Origin of the sequence: Intrasporangium sp. (genome assembly GCF_040414665.1) — a bacterium.
Classification (GTDB): Bacteria; Actinomycetota; Actinomycetes; order Actinomycetales; family Dermatophilaceae; genus Intrasporangium.
Genome location: NZ_JBEDUL010000138.1, coordinates 1 through 5,500, shown reverse-complemented (window position 1 = coordinate 5,500; position 5,500 = coordinate 1). Strand labels below are relative to the sequence as shown.

The 5,500-nt window shown below is 68.6% G+C and carries 6 protein-coding genes; 2 read left to right on the top strand and 4 right to left on the bottom strand.

Annotation, left to right across the window (positions count from 1 at the left end; genetic code table 11):
- On the bottom strand, nt 1-322 hold a 322-nt coding region (gene cydB, locus ABF401_RS14255; protein ID WP_353510230.1), incomplete at its 3' end, for a cytochrome d ubiquinol oxidase subunit II.
- Between the two features lie 14 nt (nt 323-336).
- Nucleotides 337-1,812, bottom strand: coding sequence for a cytochrome ubiquinol oxidase subunit I (locus ABF401_RS14250; protein WP_353510229.1), 1,476 nt, complete (start codon nt 1,810-1,812; stop codon nt 337-339).
- 190 nt (nt 1,813-2,002) lie between these two features.
- Here ABF401_RS14250 and ABF401_RS14245 point away from each other — a divergent pair, with 190 nt between their 5' ends.
- Both ABF401_RS14245 and ABF401_RS14240 read left to right on the top strand, forming a co-directional pair.
- The gene (locus tag ABF401_RS14245) at nt 2,003-2,413 is read left to right on the top strand and encodes a GntR family transcriptional regulator (RefSeq protein WP_502908253.1); all 411 of its coding nucleotides are present in this window, start codon (nt 2,003-2,005) and stop codon (nt 2,411-2,413) included.
- 64 nt (nt 2,414-2,477) lie between these two features.
- A complete protein-coding gene (locus ABF401_RS14240) occupies nt 2,478-3,524 on the top strand; it encodes a quinone-dependent dihydroorotate dehydrogenase (RefSeq protein WP_353510227.1) in 1,047 nt (348 codons plus the stop codon).
- Here ABF401_RS14240 and ABF401_RS14235 read toward each other — a convergent pair.
- A complete protein-coding gene (locus ABF401_RS14235; RefSeq protein WP_353510226.1) occupies nt 3,481-3,891 on the bottom strand; it encodes a hypothetical protein in 411 nt (136 codons plus the stop codon). The genes ABF401_RS14240 and ABF401_RS14235 overlap by 44 nt on opposite strands.
- Nucleotides 3,892-4,083: 192 nt before the next feature.
- Nucleotides 4,084-5,397: a phenylacetate--CoA ligase PaaK gene (paaK, locus tag ABF401_RS14230; RefSeq protein WP_353510225.1), complete on the bottom strand. Its 1,314-nt coding sequence runs from the start codon at nt 5,395-5,397 to the stop codon at nt 4,084-4,086.
- Nucleotides 5,398-5,500 lie beyond the last annotated feature (103 nt).

Genomic DNA, 5,500 nt, shown 5'->3' with positions numbered 1-5,500 from the left:
CGAGGTTGCGGACGATGAGGGCGACGAGGATGAGCAGGAGCGGCAGGTAGAAACCGCTGAACATCGTCGCGTACCAGTGCGGGAACGCCGCGAAGGTCGCGCCACCCGCCGTCAGCACCCACACCTCGTTGCCGTCCCAGACCGGGCCGATGGTGTTGAGCATGACCCGGCGGCGCTTCTCGGCGGTGCCGTCGTCGGCGACTCCCTTCTTGCGGCCGAGGACTGGCAGCAGGATGCCGACACCGAAGTCGAAGCCCTCGAGGACGAAGTAGCCGGTCCAGAGGACGCCGAGGACGATGAACCAGAAGGTTGCGAGATCCATGGTGGGCAGTCCTTTCAGTAGGCGAAGACGAGGGGTGCGTCCTCGTCCCGCTCACTCGGTTCCTCCGGCTGCTCGAACGGGTCGGCCCCGCGCCGGACGTAGTGGAGGAAGAGCTTGATCTCGACGACCGCCAGGGCCCCGTAGAGCAGGGTGAAGACGACCATCGAGGTGATGACCTCGCCGACGGAGACGCCGGGGGAGACGCCCGCTGATGTGGTCATGAGGCCGAACACGATCCACGGCTGGCGGCCGACCTCGGTGAAGATCCACCCGAACGAGTTGCCCAGGACCGGCAGGAGCGGGGCGGCAACAGCGGCCCAGAAGAGCCAGCGGTGGGTGGGCGTGCGGCCCTTGCGCGTGAGCCACAGGACGGCGACCGCGATCGCCGCCGCCGCGATGCCGACCCCGATCATGAGACGGAAGGTCCAGTACGTGGTCGGGATGTTCGGCACGTAGTTCGTTGCGACGTCGGCCACGAGCGGGTTGCCGGTCGCGCCGTAGGTCTGGGCGTACTGCTGCTTGAGCTCGATGATGCCCTGGACCGCGCCGTTGAAGTCTCCCGTCGCGAGGAAGCTGAGCAGGCCGGGGATCTCGATGAGCGCGCTGGCGTGCTGGCCGTCGAGCGAGCCGACGGTGAGCACCGAGAACGGGGCGCCTTCACCGGCAGGCACCGACTCGTAGAGCGCCTCCGCCGCAGCCATCTTCATCGGCTGGACCTCGGTCATGATCTTGCCCTGGATGTCACCGGTGATGGCGACGCCGAGTCCAGCGATGAGGGTCACGACGGCGCCGATTCGCGCCGCCTTGCGGTACATCGGGACATCCTGTGCTGCCCCCGGCTCGAGGTCCTTGGCACGCAGCGCCTCCCGGCGCATGAGGTGCAGGGCGACGCCCATGACGACGGCGCCGCCGACCATGTAGGCGGCGAAGATGACGTGGGGGAAGGTGATGAGCTGGACCTTGTTCGTCAGGACCGCGAAGAAGTCGGTCAGCTCGGCGCGGCCGGTGGCCTGGTTGTACGTGTAGCCGACCGGGTGCTGCATGAACGAGTTGGCCGAAAGGATGAAGTAGGCCGAGAGGACCGTGCCGATGTGGACGATCCACATCGTTGCGGCGTGCAGCTTCTCGGGGATGCGTCCCCAGCCGAAGATCCACAGGCCGAGGAAGACCGACTCGAGGAAGAAGGCGAGGAGCGCCTCGACCGCGAGGGGCGCACCGAAGATGTCACCGACGAACCGCGAGTAGTCAGACCAGTTCATCCCGAACTGGAACTCCTGGACGATGCCGGTCACGAGCCCGAGCGCGAAGTTGATGGTGAAGAGCTTGCCGAAGAACTTGGTCAGCCGGAGCCACTCCGGCTTGCGTGTGCGCACCCACTGCACGTGGAAGACGGCGACGATGCCGGAGAGCCCGATCGTGATCGGCACGAAGAGGAAGTGGTACACGGTCGTGATGGCGAACTGCCATCTCGCAAGATCTGTGGCATCCATGAAGGCTCCCGGCGGGCATGGGGCGAACTACGTGTCGTAGTAGATACTACGCCTCGTAGTAATTCCGTATGCCGCTGGGTTCCTCTTTGAGGAACGTGACCTTCGGCTCCTCCCGCCCTTGACGAGACTTTGTGCCACTGGCTTGATGTATTGAGACAAAGCTCGCCCGGTCAGGAAGGATCCCATGACGATGGAGCTGCGGCTGACGGTCGACCCGACGTCCGCGGAGCCGCCTTTCGAGCAGGTTCGGACCCAGCTCGCCGGCCTGATCACCTCAGGTCGACTGCTGCCGGGTGACCGGTTGCCGACGGTCCGGGCCCTGGCGGCGGATCTCGGGCTGGCCGTCAACACGGTCGCCCGCGCCTACAAGGAGCTGGAGGCTTCGGGCCTCGTCGAGACCGGGCGCCGGGCCGGGACCGTCGTGGCTTCGGGCGAGCACACCGCCGACGTCGCCGTCGCCGCCCTGGCTGCGAAGTACGCCCTGGCCGCTCGCGAGGCCGGTCTGGACGACGCTGCGGCCCTCGACCTGGTGCGGTCCGCCCTCCGCTCGACCGCTCTCCAGGAGCCCTACACCGCAACACGCCCGGGAGTGCAGAACTGACCAGTGCTATTTCAGGCAGGGGTTCTGTGGTGCCGGGCGTGTTGCGGCAGGCGCGGGTGGGAGCATGGGCGCCGTGATCTACGAGCGCGTCGTCCGGCCGGCACTGTTCCGTCTCGGCGGCGGCGACGCGGAGACCGCACACCACACGACGATCGCGGCGCTGAGCCGCCTGGCGCGGCTGTCACCTGCAGTCGCCGCACTCCGGCGCTGGAACGGGGTGGGTGATCCGAGGACGGTCTTCGGCGTGCAGTTCCCGAGCGCCGTTGGTCTCGCCGCAGGCATGGACAAGGACGGGGCCGCGCTCAAGGCGTGGCCGGGCCTGGGCTTCGGCTTCGTCGAGGTCGGCACGGTGACCCGGCAGGCGCAGCCCGGGAACCCCCGACCGCGGCTGTTCCGGCTCCGGGACAGTGGGGCGATCATCAACCGGATGGGCTTCAACAACGAGGGAGCCGATGCCCTGGCAGCGCGGCTGGCTGCGCTCGGACCGATCGGCGTGCCGCTCGGGATCAGCATCGGCAAGTCGAAGGTGACGCCGGTCGAGGAAGCGGTGGGCGACTACGTCCACTCGATGCGGGCGCTGGGACGGTTCGCCGACTACGTCGCGATCAACGTCAGCTCGCCCAACACGCCAGGGCTCCGGGGGCTCCAGGATCGGGGGCTGCTGGACGAGCTCGTCGCAGCGCTGCAGGCCGAGGCCGATGGGACCCCGCTTCTCGTCAAGATCGCCCCAGACCTCACCTTCCCGGCGATCACCGAGGTTCTCCAGGTCTGCGCCGACCATGGCGTCGCCGGTGTCATCGCGACGAATACGACGACCTCTCGGGAGGGTCTGTCGCTGCGCGACGCGCCCCTCGCCGCGGAGGCCGGCGGGCTGTCCGGGCGACCGCTCACCGAGCGAGCGCGCGAGGTCGTCGGCTTCATTCACCGAGAGTCCCCGGGACTGCCGATCATCGGCGTGGGCGGGATCTCCACCGTCGACGATGCCGCTCGGATGATCGACGCCGGGGCGTCGCTCCTCCAGCTCTACACCGGGTTCATCTTTGGCGGGCCGCCGCTCGTCCGCGCCATCAACCGCGGCCTCGCCGACGGGTCCACACGACCCCGCCGATGAGGACCACCAGGCCACCGGCCACGATCCAGTTGAGGTACGTGAGGTCGCCGAACACGTCAGCGAACCGCACTGCCCGGGTGGGCTCCGGGTCGTCCGGATCTCCCTCCTCGGCCAGCAGGCCGAAGCCTGCGGAGGCCAGCGCGACCACGGGCAGGGCAATGGCGCCGAGCCCCCAGCGTGACCCGGCGATCCATCCCGCCAGCGCGAAGAGGACACACGGCACGATGCCGGTCAGGGTCATCAGCCCTGCCTCGATGGTCTCGCGGCGCGACGGGGGATCACCGAAGAACGGTGCCGTCGTGATCATGGCCCCGTACAGGTTCCAGGCGGAGAGCAGGAAGGCGCAGAGGACGACGAGGAGTGTCACCGGCCACACCGGCCGCCGCGCTGTCGGCCCTGGCGCAGATCCCTGCGCTCGACCAGCTCTCGAGTCAGCCACGACGACAGTCTTGGTCCCGACGACTCCCGAGGCCTGAGCCTCGGCACTCAGATCCGGCAGGGCAGCGGACGGGAGGGACGGGACCGGCCGCGGGCAGGCGGCGAGCTCAGCGGCATACCCCTATGCCCTGGGCCGTTCGTCCACGATGCGGCGCGCCTTGCCCACGGAACGCTCGATCGACCCGGGTTCGCGCACCTCGACGCGGCACGTCGTGCCGACGTTGGTCTTGATCTCGTGCTGGAGCTGGCGTGCGATCGCCTCCGCGTCCCCCGGGGACAGCCGCTCGTGTGGCTCGACGAGCACGGTCAGCTCGACCATGCGGCCCGGCTGCGTCAGCACGCACTGGAAGTACGGCGACAGCCGGGGGTCAGCCAGCACGAACTCCTCGATCTGGGTGGGGAAGACGTTGACCCCGCGGACGATCATCATGTCGTCGGAGCGTCCGGTGATCTTCTCCATCCGGCGCATCGACGGGACGGCGGTGCCGGGGAGGAGTCGGGTGAGGTCACGGGTGCGGTAGCGGATGATCGGCAGGGCCTGTTTGGTGAGGCAGGTGAGCACGAGCTCGCCGAGCTCGCCGTCGGGGAGCACCTCCTCCGTCACCGGGTCGATGATCTCGGGGTAGAAGTGGTCCTCCCAGAGGTGCAGTCCGTCCTTCGTCGTCGCCGCCTCCTGCGCCACGCCAGGACCCATGACCTCGGACAGGCCGTAGATGTCGACGGCGTCCATGCCCGTGCGTTCCTCGATCTCCCGGCGCATGGACTCGGTCCACGGCTCCGCGCCGAAGATCCCGACCCGCAGGCTCGTCGAGCGCGGGTCGATGCCGTCTGCCTCCATCTGATCGATGAGGGACAGGAAGTAGCTCGGCGTCACCATGATGACCGTCGCGCCGAAGTCCCTGATCAGCTGGACCTGCCGCTCGGTCATGCCGCCGCTGACCGGGACGACCGTGGCGCCGAGCCGCTCGGCGCCGTAGTGCGCGCCGAGGCCGCCGGTGAACAGGCCGTAGCCGTAGGCGACGTGGATGATGTCGCCGGGCCCTCCGCCAGCGAAGCGGATGGAGCGCGCCATGAGGTCGGCCCACGTGTCGACGTCCTGCCTCGTGTACCCCACCACCGTCGGCCGCCCCGTCGTGCCGGAGCTGGCATGGATCCGCACCACCTCGGTCCGCGGCACGGCGAACATCCCGAACGGGTAGTTGTCGCGAAGGTCCGCCTTGGTCAGGAACGGCAGCGTGGCGATGTCCTCGAGGGACTGGATGTCGTCGGGGGTGACGCCCTTAGCGTCGAACGCCTCCTTGTAGTGCGGGACTTTCGCGTATGCCGTTGAGATCGTCCCGCGCAGCCGCTCGGTTTGGAGGTGGCGCAGTTCGTCGAGCGACAGGGTCGGGATCTCGTGGTCCGGGAGGGTGGGTGCCGGTGACTCCGTTGTCATGTCGCCATTCAACCGCGCTGGCTCACGCCTCGGCGCGCTCGGTCTGGTCGCTCTGGGCCACCTGTACGGCCTGTTGCTCCTGCTCCTCTGCGCGCATCCGACG